Below are 17,121 nucleotides of genomic sequence, written 5' to 3'. Positions count from 1 at the left end.
AATTTATTGGTATTAAAACCCAATAATTAGCATATTAGGTTACATAATGGCACTTTTGGAAGGCTATTAATCAATGTCCCAAACAATTAATGAGGCTTAATAATCAAACATTAACCGCGTTGTTATTGTTTTGTGTTAACTTACTTTTTTTATCCCTCTATAAAAGTTATTCGCACCAAAACAGCGTAATTCGTTTTAACGCTATTTTAAGATGAAGCAGTTACTAACATTAGCTGTTTGTCTTATATCGTTTGCTATCTTTTCTCAGTCTGAAAAAATAGATGAACTTACGGTACAATTAGCTTATCAAAACGCTGACTCTACAAAAGTGGATATGTCGCTTGTACTCATAAATGAACTTTATGATACTGCGGATTATGATAAGGCTTTGCTATATGTTAACCAAACTTCAAAACTTTCAAAAGAATTAAACTACACTAAAGGTCTTGCAGAAAGCAGCTACTTAAGGGCACTCATCTACACCAAACAAAATGATTATTTCAATGCCATTGACAATTACAATAAATCTAGGGATTATTACTTAAAATTAAATGATACACTTGGAGTCGCAAAAGTGAGCAACAGTATTGGCCTTATTGAAATTAAACGTGGCAATTACGCCATCGGTTTGCAGAACTCATTATCCGCCATTTCTATTTTCGAGAAAAAATATCTTAAAGATGATTTAAGTGCTGCCTATAATAATTTGGCTGAAGCGTACTACAAAACCAATCAGATAGACAAGGCTATTGAATTTAACTTTAAAGCTTTAGAAGTTAGAAAGCAGATACAGGATAAGGATGGCATAAAAGCATCAACTAAAAATATTGCAGAACTTTATTCTTTGTTGAAGGAACACAGAAAAGCTATTGAATATTATGAAAAAGCACTCGATATTTTAAATCCAAATACCGATCAGGATTTACGAGGTGAAATTCTGCCTAAACTTGGTAGCGAATATTTACGTTTTAATGAATACGAAAAAGCTTCAGAATATTTAGTTGAAGGTTTAAAATACAACCGAAAACAAGATAATAAAGAAGGTATTTTAAGAGCCTTGAATGCCATAGGAAACTTAAACCTCAAAAATAAAAAGGTAAAGTTAGCCGAAAGACAATTAAACGAAGCTTACGAGATTGCCCAAAAAATAGACAATAAATCGCAACTTCTGGAAAATTACAAACTTCATATTGCATTAGATTCTACACGTGGTTATTTTCAGAATGCATTTTTCTGGCAAAATAAATTCTATGGCTTAAGAGATTCATTGTCTCGTATCGATCAACCTGTATTTCCAACCAAAATTGATCCTTTAGATTTAAATGAAGTCAAAGCTGATGCCAAAGACAATATCAATAGTACAGCGCAAGAACCAGCTACGACCTCATCATGGATTAATAACTCTTGGGTTTTATATGTTGCTGTTTTCGCTTTTGCCTTATTATTAGGGCTTTTAATTTATAGCCTTTTACAAACAAAATCGTACAAGGAAGATTTAGATAAGCAGAAAACTAAGTTTGCAGAAGAGCAAGCTAGAACCGATGCTATCGTAGAGCAAACACATCATTTGGAAGAAATCAATCAAGTAAAGGATAAGCTTTTTTCTATTGTGTCGCACGATTTAAAAGATTCTATTTCGTCCATAAAAGCATTTTTGGATTTGTTGAAAGAAGACAGTATTTCTAAAGATGAATTTTACGAACTGATTCCTGAATTAAGCGAAAATGCCGATAATGCATCGTCCTTGTTATTCAATTTACTGAACTGGTCAAAATCGCAAATGCAGAACTTAGAACCAAAAGCTGAGTTGTTTAATATTCAAGATGTGTTTCACGCTAAAATCGCTTTGGTGGAACAAAAAGTAGAAGACAAGCGCATTGTACTAATTGATGAATCCCAACGCGATTTTGTTTTTGCAGATCGTAGTATGGTTGAAATTGTGATTCAGAATTTAATCACCAATGCTGTTAAGTTCAGTAGAACTGGCGATGTCATTACCATCTCTAATAACGATGTCAACGGCAAATCACTAATTTGCGTAGAAGATACAGGCGTTGGTATCCCCAAAGAGAATATTGATAAATTGTTTGCCGCGCACAAAAACTTCACGACCGCAGGTACTAAAAACGAAAAAGGAACTGGTCTAGGTTTATCCATTGCCAAAGATCTAGTGGAATTGAATAACGGTAGAATTTGGGTGGAAAGCACGCAGAATGTGGGTAGTAAATTCTTTGTTGAACTGCCAAAGGCTGAAGCTAAGGCTTAATTACAAAGTAGAAATTACGAATTACGAATTACGAATTACGAAAATTAGCGATGTTGAAGCAATCTAAAGTCTAAATAGCGTAAACTTTACAACAAACCTCTTCACAACAAACAATTAAAACTCCGAAATCAATATTTTCTTTAAGATTACGATTTAGTTGAACCCGACTACAATCATAATTCAAAAATCGTAAATCGTCAATCCCTAGGCAGAAATACCTCAGCCATCATACAACGTGCACTTCCGCCTCCACAGGTTTCAATGGTTTCTAAAGAACTCGAAAGAATAGGACAGTACTTTTCAATAGTTGAGATTTGATTTTGTGTTAAACTTTTATGTGCAGCTTCACTCATTACCAAATAGCGCTGCTCATTCTTACCTCTTAGCTGCAACATGTTTCCAGCAAATTGATGCATTTGGGCTTCAGTTATAGAAATGATTTCCTTTCCATCTTGCTTTAAGTGTTTTACCACATTTTTACGCTCTTTTTTGTCGTCAATGGTATCTAAACAAATCACGGCAAAATTTTCAGCCAAACACATCATTACATTAGTGTGGTATATGGGCAGTCGTTTCCCGTCAACGGTTTGGTTGGCAGTAAAAATGATTGGCGTAAATTCAAAATCTTCACAGAACTCAATGAATAAATCCTCATCAGCTCTAGGCGATAAGGCACAATATGCTTTTCTGTTGATGCGATCCAAGGCCACACTTCCTGTACCTTCTAAAAAGAAACCTTCAAGCTCGGCAGAGGTGTAATCGACAATATTTTCAATTTTAAAACCTTCGTCTTCCAATCGAATAAATACTTCATCACGACGCTCACGTCTTCTATTTTCTGCAAACATTGGGTATTTTGCCACATCGCCATTCTCATGAAAACTCACCCAATTATTCGGAAAGATTGAATCTGGAGTATCATTCAATTTGTCATCGTCTTCTATAATAACATTAATACCAGCAGCTTTCAACTTATCGGCAAAGGCATCAAATTCGTCTTGCGCCTTAGTATTGATTTCAGCATTTTTTAAATCTAAATCTTCTTGAAAATAATTATTGACAGCTGTTTGTTCATTCATCCTGAAATTAACAGGACGAATCATTAAAATGGAATTTGTGGTTTGTTGCATTTAAGTTTAGTATAGGTTATAAAATTTGCGCAAAGTTATAATTTTTACACATGAGTTATATTAAAACAATTATAAAATTAGTCTTGTTTTTCTAACCAACTTATAGCGTCATCTCTTTATCTAAAAATGTTGATATTCCAATCCTTAACTTTATTTATGGGAATTGAGAAATTAGTAGATAATTTAACATCAAAAAACCTCTACAATAACTACTATACCTTATATTTCTTAAAAACTAGCAATCAACTTTTGAACTTGAAATATGTAAGTGAAGAATAATTTTTTATTAATCAGAAAGGAAAATGATGCTTCGAGATTATGACGAACAAATGCATGGCACTTTTCAACCATTTTCATGTCAATAAATATAAGTAAATTTAGAGCAAATTTTCTGACATGAAAAAACTCCTCATTCTATTTGTTCTTATTTATTCTTGTAATGATAAAACAGAAAAATCGGATTCCGAACCCGAAAAAGTTGCTCTAGATTTTACCACGACTTTTGAAAAAAGTGAAGGTTTAGAAACGGCTACTTACCAAGAAACCATCGATTTCTATCATGGTTTAGCAGATACTTATTCTGAAATTTCAATCCAAGCCATTGGCGAAACCGATTCCGGAAAACCACTTCATATAGTGACCTTGAACATGAAGGGTTCTGGTGCTGATTTTGAGAATTTGAGACAAAACAACAGAATTCTATTCATAAATAATGGTATTCATCCTGGCGAATCTGATGGTATTGATGCGACGATGCTGCTTTTTAGAGATATCGTTAAAGGAAATATTGAAGCTCCAAAAAACACGGTTTTGGTGACTATTCCTATTTATAATGTTGGCGGAAGCTTAAACCGTAATTCCACAACACGAACCAATCAAAATGGCCCAAAAGAATACGGCTTTAGAGGGAATGCTAGAAACTACGATTTGAATCGGGATTTTATAAAATCGGACACCAAAAATGCGAGAACTTTTGCAAAAATATTTCATTTAGTGCAACCAGATGTTTTTATCGACAACCACGTGAGCAATGGAGCAGATTATCAATATACCCTAACACATTTGTTTACGCAGCATAATAAATTAGGTGGTGCGCTTGGTCATTTTATGCAATCTAAAATGATGCCATCACTAGAGCAAAAACTAGAAGCTAAGTCTTGGGACATTACACCTTATGTTAATGTGTTTAATCGCACACCAGATAGAGGATTTACCCAGTTTTTAGATACACCAAGATATTCTACAGGTTACACCACCTTATTCAACACTCTGGGAATGATGGTAGAAACACATATGCTCAAACCCTACAAACAACGTGTAAAAGGTACCTACGAATTAATGAAAAGCATGATTGAAATTACCGAAGAACACGGCGATAAAATTGCTCAACTCAGAAAGGAGCAAGCTGGAATTTGGTCAGCTGGGAAACGCTATCCCTTAACTTGGTCTGTTGATACCACAAAGTCATCAAATCTAAAATTCAAAGGCTACGAAGGCGAAATGATACCGAGTGAATTCACGGGAGCAAAACGTCTAAAATATGATAGATCCAAGCCGTTTACAAAAGACGTTAGCTATAAAAATTATTTCAAAGCAACAGATTCTGTCAATATCCCAAAGGCTTATGTCATTCCACAAGGTTGGCATAACGTTCTTGATTTATTAAGGTTGAACAATGTGAAATTGACCGAATTTACAAACGATACCACATTAACCGTGGAGTCCTATAAAATAGGCGCTTACGAAACCCGAACATCGCCTTACGAAGGTCATTATCCGCATTACGATACAACCATAAATACTTCAGAGGAAAATATAACTTTCAGAAAAGGTGATTATCTCATTTCCACGGACCAAAAAGCCGTACGTTATTTATTGGAAACTTTAGAACCAAAAGCTCCAGACTCATTTTTTAACTGGAATTTCTTTGATACCATTTTACAACAAAAAGAAGGCTTTTCACCTTATGTTTGGGAAGACAAAGCAGAGCAACTTTTGAAAGACAATCCTAAACTTCAAATAGAATACAATGTAAAAATCAGCTATGATGAAGATTTTGCCAACAATTGGTATGCACAATTAGATTGGTTGCATAAGCAGAGTAAACATTATGAGACGGCTCATTTGCAGTACCCTTTGTACCGGATCAATTAAAAACATGTTTTAAAATTCAATTTCTCTTGATTATAATCAGTTAACTAACACCTATATTAATGGTCTTTTAAAATATGAAACTTTTCAACAGATTATACATTAAGTAAGCCACACCTATCCAAAAAGTCAGCAACTTCATATACATAAAGTTTTAAAAAAAGAATCTAATAATTATTTTTCAACCCGATATGAACCTCTAATTGGTTTTAACTATTTTGTTATATTATTGAATTTCTAATAGTATAGTAGTCCCTACGCAGATGGTAAAATGTCTTAAATTAAAATAAACTACAATAGAATACGCGGTTAATTCCTTATCTTTAAAAGATAATTGTTTTATCATTTTAAATCATGGCATTAAACAACAAACCGCCAACATCCTTTTGGATTATAGCAACATTTGCTATTTTTTGGAACATCATGGAAATTTACTTCAGTTCGTTTGAAATAAACTATTTAGAAAGCAATATATCGCCCGAAGAATTTAATAGATTCCAATCACTTCCTGTTTGGTACATCATTGCCTTTCTTATTGCATTATTTTCTGAAATGCTAGGAAGTTTTATGCTTTTTATGAGAAAAAAGATTGCAAAACTGTTTTTTGCCATAGCACTAATAGTTTTGGTTTTTATAGAATTTTACTGGTTAATTTTTTTCGACATCAAAAACGTTTCAATTCTGTTCTCCATAGTTATCCCAATTATCGTAATTGCCATTGCAACGTTTTTGTATTTCTACAGTAAGTATAGCATTAAAAAAGGTTGGATAGATTAAAATCATTGTTAATATAGCAGTCACTCCTTATCGCTCGTTTACAACAAGCACATATCTTAAAACACCTAAAAAAATATCATATAATTATTTAAAAAACTTTGTAAAACCAATCAAAAAATAATATAATTTTGCTTAAAATTTTAATAGCGTTAAGCGCTCTAAATGAAAAAATACATTGTTGTAAATCAACCTGAAAAATGGAACTTTACAATTGATAACATCACCGTAATTTCCTCTCAAGATTATCTTACAAACCCGAAGTATGCCCAATTAAAAACCGCACGAATATTTAATCTGTGCAAGGACTACTCGTACCAATCCAAAGGCTATTACGTTTCGCTCTTGGCAGAAGCCAGAGGACATTTACCAATTCCGACTACAAAAAACATTGTAGATTTAAAGGCCTTAAAACTTGTTAGAATTGTGTCCGATGAGTTTGACGATGTTATTCAGCAAAGCCTTAAAAATATAAAATCGCAAGACTTTACTTTGAGTATCTATTTTGGGCAAAATGTAGCCCAAAAATACAAAAACCTAAGTGCACTTTTTTACAAGCATTTTCAAGTTCCATTTTTACGGGTAAATTTTAACCATACCACAAAATGGAACATACAGAGCATTAAGGCCATTTCAGAATCGGAAATTCCGGAAGAACATATGTCCAGTGTCCACGAATTTGCCAATCAATATTTTGCTAAAAAACGTTACGATACGGCTAAAGTGGCCAATTACGATTTTGATTTGGCGATTTTGGTCAACCCAAACGATCCTGCGCCTCCAAGCAACGCTAAAGCTTTAAAAAAGTTTATTGAAGTTGCTGAAAAAATGAACATCTATGCTGAGATCATTGAACCCAAGGATTTATCGCGCCTATCCTCTTTCGATGCTTTGTTTTTAAGACAAAGCACCGAAGTAAACAACGAAGCTTATACCTTTGCCAGAAAAGCACAGCAAGAAGGTATTGCCATAATCGATTACCCTGATGCGATTCTAAAATGCTGCAATAAAGTTTATATGGCAGAGGCCATGAACAACGCCAATATTTCAACGCCAAAAACAGTAATTGTACATAGTAATAACCGCAAGGCTGTATTGGAACAAACAGGATTGCCTTGTGTATTAAAAGCACCAGATTCTACATTTTCATTTGGAGTGAAAAAAGCAAAAACTAAAGCAGAATTTGATGTCTTGGTTACTGAAATGCTTAAAGAATCTGACTTAATAATCGCACAAGAATTTTGCCCTTCAGACTACGATTGGCGCATTGGCATTATTGATAATAAGCCATTTTACGCTTGTCGCTATTATATGGCAAAAGGCCATTGGCAGATTTACAACTGGAAAGCCGAAGACAAAAATGAACAAGATGGCAATGCAGATTGTTTACCTATTGAAGACGTTCCAAAAAACGTAATCGACATCGCTTTAAAATCGGCAAAATTGATGGGTTTAGGACTGTATGGCATTGACATTAAAGTGGTAGATGGCAAATTAATGGTTATTGAAATCAACGATAACCCAAACATCGATTTTGGTGTAGAAGATGACTATTATGGTGATTTGATTTACACCGAAATTCTTTCAGCATTAAAAAAACGACTCGACTAATCATGAAGAAGAAATATCACCTTTTTGAGGTTTACGGTGTTGAGCTCGAGTACATGCTCGTTAAAAATGACACGTTTAAAGTGGCCCCGAAAGTAGATGAACTTTTAACACTAAAAGCAGGCGAATTAAAAGCAGATATTGAAAATGGCGATATCGCCTGGAGTAACGAATTGGTTGCTCATGTCATTGAACTAAAAACCAATGGGCCAACAAAAAGTACCGATAATTTAGCCGCCAAATTTCATGACAATATTCTGGAAATCGATGCACTTCTAAAACCCTTAAACCTGCAACTATTAGGTTCTGCTGCGCATCCATTGATGAATCCAAACACAGACACCCAACTTTGGAAACACAGTTATAGCGAAGTCTATGCACTTTACAATACCATTTTTAATTGTAAAGGCCATGGTTGGAGCAACGTGCAAAGCACACATATTAACTTACCGTTTTATGACGATAAGGAATTTGAAAAACTACACGCTGCCATTCGTGTTATTCTACCTTTGCTCCCTGGATTGTGCGCAAGTTCGCCTATTTTGGAAGGTCAAATTACTGGGTTCAAGGATACGCGATTGGAATTTTACAAAACCAACCAAAAGGAAATTCCTGAACTAACAGGATTGGTAATTCCTGAACGTGTATTTTCAAAATTAGATTATTACACCACGATTTTTGAACCTATAAAACGCGCGATTAGACCTTACGACACCAATAAAATTTTAGACCAACACTTTCTAAATTCTAGAGGAGCCATTGCTCGTTTTGATCGCAATGCTATTGAAATTCGTTTAATGGATATTCAAGAATGTCCTAAAGCAGATATTGCCATTTGTGCTTTGGTGATTGAGGTTTTAAAAGCTTTAGTAAATAAGGAATTCTGTACGCTCCAAGCTCAAAAAGTATGGACAAAACAAGATTTGTCCGTTATTTTAAATGATGCCATAAAACATGGCGAAGGATCTAAAATTGAAAACAAACTTTATTTAAAATTATTTGGGTTAAATGATACTGAAACTGTAAACCAAGTTTGGAGACATTTGTATCAAACCGTAAAGCCGAAGTTGCATCAATCCCATCATAAGGCTATTGAAATCATTTTAAAAGAAGGCACGTTGTCAACTCGTTTACTTAAAGCTGTTGGCAACGATACGTCTGAAAAACATATCATTTCAGTATATCAACAGTTGCAAAATTGTTTAATAACCAACCAATTGTTTCACCCATGAAACTGGTTTTAACCTGTGAGCATGGTGGAAATGATATTCCAAATGCCTATAAAAATCAGTTTATGGATTCAACGGTTTTAAAAACCCATCGTGGTTTAGATTTAGGCGCGTTGGATTTGTTTGAGCATTTAAAACCTTTAGCTGATGCTTCTTTCTACAGAACAACAAGTCGCTTATTGGTTGAATTGAATCGTTCTTTATTCAGTAGACAGCTATTTTCAGAATTTAGCAAGAATTTCCCTCAAACGATTAAAAGAGAAATTCTAGCAAAGTATTATGTGCCCTATAGAACTGAAGTCGAACACAAAATTGCAGAATACATTAAAGCAAAACAACAAGTGATTCATCTTTCCCTCCATAGTTTCACACCAGAACTGAATGGAGATTTACGCCATGCCGACATTGGGTTACTCTTTGATTCCCGTAATAAAAAGGAACAAGAATTTTGCAAAAAAATGAAAGACACATTACTTCAACAGAAGCCAAATTTGAGTATCCGTTTCAATTATCCATATTTAGGAAAAGCAGATGGGTTTACCACATTTTTGAGAAAACAGTTTCCAACCGATTATTTGGGTATTGAGATTGAGGTTAATCAGAAATTTACGGATAAGAATAGTATGGAATTACAATTAAAAGAAACTATGTATAAAACAATTGATGGTTTGAAGTTAAAAGCTAATCCCTTTTAGAATCTTGATTTTGTAATCATTTGATGTTACCTTCTTTTTTTTCAGCTAAACTAGATTCGGTATGGCCTTACGCAAGTCATTCCGACAAACCCTTATCTCCAAATTTAATTTACACCAAAACCCGAATATTAGCATAACTATTTTCCATAGCTTCCTGAGAACCTTTTTCATCTAGCCATTCCACTTTAGTAATCCCCTCATTTTCTTCAGGAGAAAGTTGGCCTTCAAAGTTGGTTTTCATTTCAAACCAATAAGTCACTTTAATTTTATGTTTGCCGTTACGTTTAAAAATATGGTACGTAGTTGGTAATGGTTTAACAATTTTAAGGCCTTTTACACCTGTCTCTTCTTCCACTTCTCTTATCGCTGTTTCCTCAATTGATTCTTTACGTTCTGCTTTTCCTTTTGGCAAATCCCACTTGTCATTTCGGTAAATAAAGAGTATTTCGTTTTTGGAATTATAGACTTTTCCACCACCTGCAACTACATTTGGCAACAACTTCAAGAACTTTTTTAGAAGTTTGTCCGGATTTTTATGAATTAAATGTACCTCGTTTAAATCCGTATTATTCAAGGTTTTTATCACCTTACCAATATTCACGAATTTTAATAGAAAAGATTTAAAATCGGTTTCTTTACTTAGTTCTGTAGTTAAAATTATAGGTTTATCACCTACATAAATAGTGTACATCGTTTGGGTTTGTTTCAACTTTCCTTTTGTAAATTTATTATTTTTTACTGGAAAGTGTATGAAATGAAATTTATTTTCGATTAAAATTTCCCAACCTTTAAAAATCCTTATTTTTACATCATGATTTTTAACAAAGATACCGCTAAGCAAACCGCAGAAGTTTTATTGCAGATAAATGCTATAAAATTACAGCCCAACGATCCGTTCACATGGGCTTCTGGCTGGAAATCGCCAATATATTGCGACAATAGAATTGTACTCTCGTTTCCTCGTATTAGAAATTATATTAGAGAAACATTAGCTAGAGAAATCGAAGAACTCTACGGAAAACCAGACGTTATTGCAGGTGTAGCAACAGGCGCTATCGGTATTGGTGCTTTAGTGGCCGATTATTTGAATCTTCCTTTTGTTTACGTAAGACCAGAAGCAAAAAAGCATGGTCGCCAAAACCAAGTAGAAGGTTATCTTGAAAAAGGACAAACCGTTGTTGTCGTCGAAGATTTGATAAGCACAGGAATGAGCAGTCTCAACGCCGTAAAAGCCCTAAACGAAGCCGATGTCCATGTTAAAGGAATGGTTGCCATTTTCTCTTATGGCTTTGAAGTGGCTAAAAAGAATTTTGAAAACGCCAATGTGGAACTGCACACCCTTGGCAATTATGAAAACTTACTGGAACAAGCGGTAGAAACCTTTTATATCACTAAAGATCAACAAGACATTTTAGCACAATGGAATGCTAATCCTAGTCAATGGAACGCTAATTGATAATAACAAAGTTGTTGTGTTGTTTAGCTGTAAATTGTAAACCCAACAACAAATAACTTAATCATATAATAATGAAATTAGAATCGCCCAAAGTAACTTTAGATAAATCGCCAGAAGAAACCTTCAACTTTCTTTCCGATGTTAAAAATTTCGAAAAATTGATGCCAGAAAACATAAGTAAATTTGAAGTTTTAGAAAACGACAAGTTTCTTTTCGCATTAAAAGGTATGCCTGAAATTATCTTAAAGAAAAAAGAGGCGATCCCATTTAATAAAATTGTCTTAGGTGCCGCTGGTGGAAAATTGGACTTTGCCCTAATTGCTACTATAACGGACGTCGAAAACAATAAAAGTGATGTTAAATTAAATTTTGAAGGCGAATTCAATGCTATGATGGCAATGATGATTAAAGGTCCAATCAGTAAATTCATTGAAACCTTGGTTACCAATATGAAAACTGAGGTTTAGTACAACAACTTAATTTCCTTAAGGTCAAAAGTTTTAATAATCTCATCTTCCGTCCAGACTTGCAATTGTCCGCTATCTGTAATTCCTTTTATAATGCCAGGAAAGCTTTGATTGTTAAAATCACTGAATGTTGATGGTTTATCTTTTCTAAACAAGAGTTTTTCATATTCTGATTTAATATCAGTATGATTCTTAGCTTCTAGAATTTCAAAATAGGACTTTAGCTGATTCAAGACTTCTGAAAGCACTTCATCTTTATTATAAATAACTCCTGTTATCAAACTCATAGAGGATGCTTGGGGTAAATTGTTAAAGAATTTCTGATTCACATTTAGTCCAAACCCAATAATTGAACCTTGTAAAATATTGTTCTTAATGACATTTTCAATTAATATGCCGCATAATTTATACTCTGCTGACAAAATGTCGTTAGGCCATTTAATACGTAATTGAGGTATTTTGAAGGCACTTAATGCCTTATAAATTGCCAACGAAACCGCCATACTAATATAGAATTGCTCATTTAGATTTAGAAAACTTAATCGCTTAAACACACTTACAGTAAGGTTTTTACCCTTTTCTGCTTGCCATTTTGCACCCATTTGCCCTCGTCCTTTTATTTGCGTTTCCGCCACAACAACCGTATAATCACTAGGTAATGCAACAGATACCATATCCTTTAAATAGGTGTTGGTAGAGTCAATGGCATTAAGTTTGATTATATACATTTAACAGGCAATTTTATTTTATAGTTTTCTTATGACAATTAGGACTTACAAGAACTAAAAAAATAATAACTTTGCACAAAATTAATTCAATTTAATGACGAAAGAAAATACTAATGCTGACCAACTTATCACAACCATTATTGGTGGCATAGAAGAAGTTAAAGGAAAAGAGATTACAATTTTAGATTTAAGAGAAATAGAGAATACTGTTTGTGATTATTTTATTGTTTGCGAAGGTTCTTCAAATACGCAAGTCAACGCAATCGTCGGTTCCATACAAAAACAAGTTAGCAAAACACTTAAAGATAAACCTTGGCATGTTGAAGGTACTGAAAATGCCGAATGGGTTTTAATGGATTATGTTAATGTGGTAGTACATGTGTTTCAAAAACATATACGAGAGTATTACGACATTGAGAGTCTTTGGGGAGATGCTAAGACAACACAAATAGAAACAAGTTACTAAATAAAGATTACCGCGTATGCGGCAACAAGATGGCTAAAGACAATAAAAATTTAAACAAAAAACCGAAACTAAGTCCGTATTGGATTTACGGAATTATCATTGCTGTATTTCTATCTATTCAGATTTTTTCTGGCGGATTTGGAGGTTCAACAGGCACGCAAACCACGCCTGCGCAATTTTTAGAATATTTAAATCAAGGTGATGTTGCCAAAATTGAGATTGTAAATAAGAGAGAAGCTAGAGTTTTCTTAACTAAAGAGGCAAAAGAGCAAGCGCCTCATAAAAAAACCAAACCTAATTCCATAATTCCTTCTGTAACGCCTACACCGAATTACAAATTTGAATTTGGTGATCTTCAGAATTTTGAAAAGGAAGTGAATGAGGTCATTAAAGCCAATAACCTAGATACCGTACTTGTTTATGAAACCGAACAAAATGTGTGGGGAGATTTCCTATTAACCTTGTTACCATTTGTGCTCATCATTGGTGTTTGGATATTCATAATGCGTCGTATGTCTGGTGGTGGTGGCGGAGGCGCTGGTGGACAGATTTTCAATATTGGAAAATCCAAGGCCAAACTCTTCGACGAGAAAACAGATATGAAAACATCTTTCAAAGATGTTGCAGGTTTAGAAGGTGCTAAAGAAGAAGTCCAAGAGATTGTAGACTTCTTAAAATTTCCTGAAAAATATACGGCATTAGGCGGTAAGATTCCAAAAGGTGCCTTATTGGTAGGACCTCCTGGAACAGGAAAAACCTTATTAGCCAAAGCTGTCGCAGGCGAAGCAAAAGTGCCATTTTTCTCTTTATCTGGTTCAGATTTCGTGGAGATGTTTGTCGGTGTTGGTGCATCTCGTGTAAGAGACTTATTTAAGCAAGCTAAAGAAAAATCACCTTCAATTATTTTTATTGATGAGATTGACGCTATTGGTCGAGCAAGAGGAAAAAATAATATGTCTGGTTCTAACGACGAACGTGAAAACACTCTGAATCAACTCTTAACCGAAATGGACGGTTTTGGTACTAACACAAACGTCATTGTCATTGCTGCAACCAACAGAGCGGACGTTTTAGATAGCGCTTTAATGAGAGCTGGTCGTTTTGATCGTCAGATTTATGTGGACCTTCCGGATGTTAGGGAACGTAAAGAAATTTTTGAAGTGCATTTGCGTCCACTTAAAAAAGAAGAAACCTTAGATATCGATTTCTTAGCTAAACAAACGCCAGGCTTCTCTGGTGCTGATATTGCCAATGTTTGTAACGAAGCTGCTTTAATTGCCGCAAGAAAAGGCAAACAAGCCGTAAACAAACAAGATTTCTTGGATGCTGTTGATAGAATTATTGGTGGTTTAGAAAAGAAGAATAAAATTATAACACCTGCTGAAAAACGAGCCGTTGCGTTCCATGAAGCTGGTCATGCCACAGTGAGTTGGATGTTAGAACATGCTGCTCCTTTGGTAAAAGTTACTATTGTCCCAAGAGGCCGTTCTTTAGGTGCTGCATGGTATTTACCAGAAGAACGCTTAATTGTTCATCCTGAGCAAATGCTTGACGAAATGTGCGCTGCATTAGGTGGTAGAGCTGCTGAAAAAGTAATTTTCGATAAGATTTCGACAGGGGCTTTAAGCGACTTGGAAAAAGTGACCAAACAAGCGAGAGCCATGGTAACCGTTTATGGTTTGAGTGACAAAGTGGGCAACTTAACCTATTACGATTCTTCAGGACAATCTGAATATGGTTTCACAAAGCCGTATAGCGAAAAGACTGCAGAACTAATAGATAAGGAGATTTCCAATATTATTGAAGAGCAATATCAACGGGCCATCGAATTATTAAAAAACAATAAAGACAAACTTACCGAATTGGCTGAAGTACTATTGGATAAAGAAGTTATTTTTAAAGATAATCTCGAAAAAATCTTTGGAAAACGTGCTTTTGAACAGCCAGTAGTTCTTAAAGAAGAGGAAGAGTAAATCTTTTTACACAATCTTATAAAAAACTTAAATTGACCGAATGTTAATTTAAGTTTTTTTATATTTGGAAATCACACATATATCTGGATAAATAGCAAAAATTGAATGAGCTTATTTCGTAAATTCTTCGGAAAAAAGTCTGATGAGACTGAAGAACACATACCTAATCAAGAGCGTGGCAAATACATGCCAGAAGTTAAGCTACCTGTAGATGAACGTTTTACCATTAACTTTAAAGCCAATGGTGGTAAATTTTTGTATTGTGAAAATTTTGATGAAGTAAAGGAGAGTTTTAATGCGATACTTGATGAAAACAATTGGCAGAATGATAAAGTCTTTTTATTCGATCAACGCTTATCAGACTTATTTAAAGGTTTTGACCTAAATACAACCAAAAAACTTTCGGAAAGCACCTATTTTTTATCCACTTGCGAATATTTAATTTCAGATGATGGTTCGTTATTGATATCTTCAAATCAAATTGCTGAAAAAAAATTAATAGAATTACCAGACCACTTCATTATTTATGCTACAACGAGCCAGTTTGTAGAAACCATTGGTGAAGGTCTCAAAGGTATCAAAGCAAAAAGTAAAGCGACAATACCAACCAATATCACGACCATAAAGCATTTTAAGACTGCTGACGACAAAGACTTTCTAACTTATGGAAGTAGTTCAAAGAATTTGTACCTACTTCTACTAGAAGATTTATAATGAAAGAATTAGCGATAAGAGCCTTTTCTGGTGCAATCTATGCCGCCTTGTTAATAGGTTCACTTTTTTTTCAACACGCTTCAATTGTCTTAATTGGAATATTTGGTATCATTGCCCTATTCGAACTCAGCAATCTTATAAAGCAAAAATCAAATATTCAATACTTAATTTTTGTTCTTATTTATGGTGGATTTTGGTATTTCTGTTTGCAGAATCCAAATCTAACGGAAAGTGATAAGGCGATTCAAATTTTAATGGTCATTACTATATTTGTAAATCTTATTTTAATCAAGGATTTGTTTACTTCAAAGAAAATTCCACTATTTGAATCTAAACGCTATATCGTCTCTACCTTTTATTTAACTAGCGGTTTTGTGTTTATACTTTTGATTGCTAACTTCCATAATGCATTTACACCATTGTTGCTATTGGGAGGATTGATTTTGATGTGGGTCAACGATAGTGCGGCTTACTTGGTTGGAAAGAATTTTGGCAAACAGAAATTGTTTCCGAGCATCTCACCTAAGAAAACGGTTGAAGGCTTTTTGGGCGGTTTATTTTTTGCTTGTATATCGAGTTATTTTATCGCTACATACACAGAAACACTCAATTTTAATTCTTGGTTAATTCTGGCTATTATTATTAGTGTTTTTGGTACGCTCGGTGATTTAATCGAATCGAAATTTAAACGCCAAGCTGGTGTGAAGGATAGTGGCGTTATAATGCCAGGACATGGAGGACTTCTAGATAGATTAGATAGTCTTATATTTGCGGCACCATTTGTTTATTTATTTTTAAGAATTTCAGGTCATGTTTCATAAAGAAGGTCATAAAATTATATTCGTAACCCTTGTCATTGTTGTGGGTTCATTTTTTTTAATCGATGAATTCATTAGTAATGAGTGGCTTCGAAAAGGCCTAATGCTGGCTATTTTAGTGTTTTTCATTTTAATTTTACAATTTTTTAGAAATCCAAAACGGAAGACACATGCTAATGAGAAGCAAGCCTTATCACCTGTAGATGGGAAAGTTGTGGTGATTGAAGAGGTATTGGAAACTGAGGTTTTTAAAGATAAACGTATTCAGGTATCCGTTTTTATGTCTCCTATAAATGTGCACGTTACCCGCTACCCTATTTCCGGAAATGTGAGTTACAGTAAGTACCATCCCGGAAAATATTTGGTAGCTTGGCATCCCAAATCCAGTCTGGAGAATGAACGTACTACGGTCGTTGTGGAAAACGAGAGTTTTGGTAAAGTTTTGCATCGCCAGATTGCTGGAGCCTTGGCAAAACGCATTGTTAACTATGCCGTAGTAGATACTAAAGTAGAGCAAGGAACAGATTCCGGATTTATAAAATTTGGGTCTCGCGTAGATTTATTATTACCTTTAGATGCCGACATTAAAGTAGAGCTCAATCAAAAAGTTAGAGGTGGCGAAAGTGTTATTGCAGAAATGAAGTAA

General features: G+C 34.3%; 16 protein-coding genes. 13 read left to right on the top strand and 3 right to left on the bottom strand.

Going from position 1 to position 17,121, the window contains the following annotated elements:
- Window positions 1-211 precede the first annotated feature (211 nt).
- The gene (locus HM987_RS03690; RefSeq protein ID WP_179005342.1) at window positions 212-2,266 is read left to right on the top strand and encodes a tetratricopeptide repeat-containing sensor histidine kinase; all 2,055 of its coding nucleotides are present in this window, start codon (window positions 212-214) and stop codon (window positions 2,264-2,266) included.
- A gap of 197 nt (window positions 2,267-2,463) precedes the next feature.
- Here the strand turns inward: HM987_RS03690 and ctlX are convergent, their stop codons facing one another.
- Complete coding sequence (ctlX, locus tag HM987_RS03685) at window positions 2,464-3,396, bottom strand: citrulline utilization hydrolase CtlX (RefSeq protein ID WP_179005340.1); 933 nt, start codon at window positions 3,394-3,396, stop codon at window positions 2,464-2,466.
- A 396-nt stretch (window positions 3,397-3,792) separates the two neighbouring features.
- Between ctlX and HM987_RS03680 the strand changes: the two genes are divergently transcribed.
- From HM987_RS03680 to HM987_RS03660, 5 genes are all read left to right on the top strand, one after another.
- Window positions 3,793-5,550: a M14 family metallopeptidase gene (locus HM987_RS03680; RefSeq protein WP_179005338.1), complete on the top strand. Its 1,758-nt coding sequence runs from the start codon at window positions 3,793-3,795 to the stop codon at window positions 5,548-5,550.
- Window positions 5,551-5,901: 351 nt separating this feature from the next.
- Window positions 5,902-6,324 carry a hypothetical protein gene (locus HM987_RS03675; protein WP_179005336.1) on the top strand — a complete coding sequence of 141 codons (423 nt, stop codon included), beginning with the start codon at window positions 5,902-5,904 and terminating at the stop codon, window positions 6,322-6,324.
- 162 nt (window positions 6,325-6,486) lie between these two features.
- Entirely contained in the window at window positions 6,487-7,932 is a 1,446-nt protein-coding gene (locus HM987_RS03670; RefSeq protein ID WP_179005334.1) for a RimK family protein, read from the top strand.
- A gap of 2 nt (window positions 7,933-7,934) precedes the next feature.
- The gene (locus HM987_RS03665; RefSeq protein WP_179005332.1) at window positions 7,935-9,161 is read left to right on the top strand and encodes a glutamate-cysteine ligase family protein; all 1,227 of its coding nucleotides are present in this window, start codon (window positions 7,935-7,937) and stop codon (window positions 9,159-9,161) included.
- A complete protein-coding gene (locus HM987_RS03660; protein WP_179005330.1) occupies window positions 9,158-9,853 on the top strand; it encodes an N-formylglutamate amidohydrolase in 696 nt (231 codons plus the stop codon). Before HM987_RS03665 ends, HM987_RS03660 begins: the two co-directional genes overlap by 4 nt.
- A gap of 109 nt (window positions 9,854-9,962) precedes the next feature.
- On the opposite strand, the gene HM987_RS03655 is transcribed toward HM987_RS03660, so the two are convergent.
- A complete protein-coding gene (locus HM987_RS03655) occupies window positions 9,963-10,544 on the bottom strand; it encodes an NUDIX hydrolase (RefSeq protein WP_179009860.1) in 582 nt (193 codons plus the stop codon).
- 120 nt (window positions 10,545-10,664) lie between these two features.
- On the opposite strand from HM987_RS03655, the gene pyrE reads away from it, so the two are divergent.
- Both pyrE and HM987_RS03645 read left to right on the top strand, forming a co-directional pair.
- Window positions 10,665-11,309, top strand: a complete 645-nt coding sequence (pyrE, locus tag HM987_RS03650; protein WP_179005328.1) for an orotate phosphoribosyltransferase — start codon at window positions 10,665-10,667, stop codon at window positions 11,307-11,309.
- 71 nt (window positions 11,310-11,380) lie between these two features.
- Entirely contained in the window at window positions 11,381-11,776 is a 396-nt protein-coding gene (locus HM987_RS03645) for an SRPBCC family protein (RefSeq protein ID WP_179005326.1), read from the top strand.
- On the opposite strand, the gene HM987_RS03640 is transcribed toward HM987_RS03645, so the two are convergent.
- Window positions 11,773-12,504 carry a biotin--[acetyl-CoA-carboxylase] ligase gene (locus tag HM987_RS03640; protein WP_179005324.1) on the bottom strand — a complete coding sequence of 244 codons (732 nt, stop codon included), beginning with the start codon at window positions 12,502-12,504 and terminating at the stop codon, window positions 11,773-11,775. The two genes, HM987_RS03645 and HM987_RS03640, sit on opposite strands and share 4 nt — an antisense overlap.
- A 94-nt stretch (window positions 12,505-12,598) precedes the next feature.
- Here HM987_RS03640 and rsfS point away from each other — a divergent pair, with 94 nt between their 5' ends.
- The 5 genes from rsfS to HM987_RS03615 all read left to right on the top strand — a co-directional run bounded on the left by rsfS (window position 12,599) and on the right by HM987_RS03615 (window position 17,121).
- Entirely contained in the window at window positions 12,599-12,970 is a 372-nt protein-coding gene (gene rsfS, locus HM987_RS03635) for a ribosome silencing factor (protein ID WP_179005322.1), read from the top strand.
- A 29-nt stretch (window positions 12,971-12,999) separates the two neighbouring features.
- A complete protein-coding gene (gene ftsH / locus HM987_RS03630) occupies window positions 13,000-14,943 on the top strand; it encodes an ATP-dependent zinc metalloprotease FtsH (protein WP_179005320.1) in 1,944 nt (647 codons plus the stop codon).
- A gap of 105 nt (window positions 14,944-15,048) precedes the next feature.
- Entirely contained in the window at window positions 15,049-15,657 is a 609-nt protein-coding gene (locus tag HM987_RS03625) for an LUD domain-containing protein (protein WP_179005318.1), read from the top strand.
- Entirely contained in the window at window positions 15,657-16,478 is an 822-nt protein-coding gene (locus HM987_RS03620) for a phosphatidate cytidylyltransferase (protein WP_179005317.1), read from the top strand. The genes HM987_RS03625 and HM987_RS03620 overlap by 1 nt, the downstream gene beginning before the upstream one ends.
- Window positions 16,468-17,121, top strand: a complete 654-nt coding sequence (locus tag HM987_RS03615) for a phosphatidylserine decarboxylase family protein (RefSeq protein WP_179005315.1) — start codon at window positions 16,468-16,470, stop codon at window positions 17,119-17,121. Before HM987_RS03620 ends, HM987_RS03615 begins: the two co-directional genes overlap by 11 nt.

The organism is Winogradskyella forsetii, from assembly GCF_013394595.1.
GTDB classification, from domain to species: Bacteria; Bacteroidota; Bacteroidia; order Flavobacteriales; family Flavobacteriaceae; genus Winogradskyella; species Winogradskyella forsetii.
The sequence above is the reverse complement of the archived record's forward strand: the minus strand, read 5'-3'. Positions and strand labels throughout refer to the sequence as shown.

Coding starts and splice junctions, on each gene's coding strand:
- pyrE (WP_179005328.1), top strand. CDS start 10,665: ATGATTTTTAACAAAGATACCGCTAAGCAAACCGCAGAAGTTTTATTG.
- ctlX (WP_179005340.1), bottom strand. CDS start 3,396: ATGCAACAAACCACAAATTCCATTTTAATGATTCGTCCTGTTAATTTC.
- HM987_RS03640 (WP_179005324.1), bottom strand. CDS start 12,504: ATGTATATAATCAAACTTAATGCCATTGACTCTACCAACACCTATTTA.
- HM987_RS03675 (WP_179005336.1), top strand. CDS start 5,902: ATGGCATTAAACAACAAACCGCCAACATCCTTTTGGATTATAGCAACA.
- HM987_RS03660 (WP_179005330.1), top strand. CDS start 9,158: ATGAAACTGGTTTTAACCTGTGAGCATGGTGGAAATGATATTCCAAAT.
- HM987_RS03645 (WP_179005326.1), top strand. CDS start 11,381: ATGAAATTAGAATCGCCCAAAGTAACTTTAGATAAATCGCCAGAAGAA.
- HM987_RS03680 (WP_179005338.1), top strand. CDS start 3,793: ATGAAAAAACTCCTCATTCTATTTGTTCTTATTTATTCTTGTAATGAT.
- HM987_RS03665 (WP_179005332.1), top strand. CDS start 7,935: ATGAAGAAGAAATATCACCTTTTTGAGGTTTACGGTGTTGAGCTCGAG.
- rsfS (WP_179005322.1), top strand. CDS start 12,599: ATGACGAAAGAAAATACTAATGCTGACCAACTTATCACAACCATTATT.
- HM987_RS03690 (WP_179005342.1), top strand. CDS start 212: ATGAAGCAGTTACTAACATTAGCTGTTTGTCTTATATCGTTTGCTATC.
- ftsH (WP_179005320.1), top strand. CDS start 13,000: ATGGCTAAAGACAATAAAAATTTAAACAAAAAACCGAAACTAAGTCCG.
- HM987_RS03625 (WP_179005318.1), top strand. CDS start 15,049: ATGAGCTTATTTCGTAAATTCTTCGGAAAAAAGTCTGATGAGACTGAA.
- HM987_RS03670 (WP_179005334.1), top strand. CDS start 6,487: ATGAAAAAATACATTGTTGTAAATCAACCTGAAAAATGGAACTTTACA.
- HM987_RS03615 (WP_179005315.1), top strand. CDS start 16,468: ATGTTTCATAAAGAAGGTCATAAAATTATATTCGTAACCCTTGTCATT.
- HM987_RS03620 (WP_179005317.1), top strand. CDS start 15,657: ATGAAAGAATTAGCGATAAGAGCCTTTTCTGGTGCAATCTATGCCGCC.
- HM987_RS03655 (WP_179009860.1), bottom strand. CDS start 10,544: ATGTACACTATTTATGTAGGTGATAAACCTATAATTTTAACTACAGAA.